Raw genomic sequence first — 1,560 nt, forward strand, 5'->3', positions numbered from 1 at the left:
GTACAAGGCCCGGGAACGTATTCACCGCGGCATGCTGATCCGCGATTACTAGCGATTCCGACTTCATGTAGGCGAGTTGCAGCCTACAATCCGAACTGAGAATGGCTTTAAGAGATTAGCTTACTCTCGCGAGTTCGCAACTCGTTGTACCATCCATTGTAGCACGTGTGTAGCCCAGGTCATAAGGGGCATGATGATTTGACGTCATCCCCACCTTCCTCCGGTTTGTCACCGGCAGTCTCACCAGAGTGCCCAACTTAATGCTGGCAACTGATAATAAGGGTTGCGCTCGTTGCGGGACTTAACCCAACATCTCACGACACGAGCTGACGACAACCATGCACCACCTGTATCCATGTCCCCGAAGGGAACGTCTAATCTCTTAGATTTGCATAGTATGTCAAGACCTGGTAAGGTTCTTCGCGTAGCTTCGAATTAAACCACATGCTCCACCGCTTGTGCGGGCCCCCGTCAATTCCTTTGAGTTTCAGCCTTGCGGCCGTACTCCCCAGGCGGAATGCTTAATGCGTTAGCTGCAGCACTGAAGGGCGGAAACCCTCCAACACTTAGCATTCATCGTTTACGGTATGGACTACCAGGGTATCTAATCCTGTTTGCTACCCATACTTTCGAGCCTCAGCGTCAGTTACAGACCAGACAGCCGCCTTCGCCACTGGTGTTCTTCCATATATCTACGCATTTCACCGCTACACATGGAGTTCCACTGTCCTCTTCTGCACTCAAGTTTCCCAGTTTCCGATGCACTTCTTCGGTTGAGCCGAAGGCTTTCACATCAGACTTAAAAAACCGCCTGCGCTCGCTTTACGCCCAATAAATCCGGACAACGCTTGCCACCTACGTATTACCGCGGCTGCTGGCACGTAGTTAGCCGTGGCTTTCTGGTTAAATACCGTCAATACCTGAACAGTTACTCTCAGATATGTTCTTCTTTAACAACAGAGTTTTACGAGCCGAAACCCTTCTTCACTCACGCGGCGTTGCTCCATCAGACTTTCGTCCATTGTGGAAGATTCCCTACTGCTGCCTCCCGTAGGAGTTTGGGCCGTGTCTCAGTCCCAATGTGGCCGATTACCCTCTCAGGTCGGCTACGTATCATTGCCATGGTGAGCCGTTACCCCACCATCTAGCTAATACGCCGCGGGACCATCCAAAAGTGATAGCCGAAGCCATCTTTCAAACTCGGACCATGCGGTCCAAGTTGTTATGCGGTATTAGCATCTGTTTCCAGGTGTTATCCCCCGCTTCTGGGCAGGTTTCCCACGTGTTACTCACCAGTTCGCCACTCACTCAAATGTAAATCATGATGCAAGCACCAATCAATACCAGAGTTCGTTCGACTTGCATGTATTAGGCACGCCGCCAGCGTTCGTCCTGAGCCAGGATCAAACTCTCAAATTAATGATGAGTTCTAAAAAGCTCATTTAATGTTGTACTAAAATTTATTTGCTAGCGAATTGACTTCGCAAATGTTTTGCTCTTGATTCAAAATCAAGAGACCCTACACATTTGATTCGTCGAAACTTTGTTCAGTTTTCAAAG

General features: G+C 49.3%; 1 rRNA gene. It reads right to left on the reverse strand.

From position 1 onward, the window contains the following. Nucleotides 1–1,419, reverse strand: a 16S ribosomal RNA gene (locus MMY95_RS15510); the annotation flags it as partial. Nucleotides 1,420–1,560: the final 141 nt, after the last annotated feature.

This window comes from Lactiplantibacillus sp. ME-2 (assembly GCF_022549155.1).
GTDB classification, from domain to species: Bacteria; Bacillota; Bacilli; order Lactobacillales; family Lactobacillaceae; genus Lactiplantibacillus; species Lactiplantibacillus plantarum.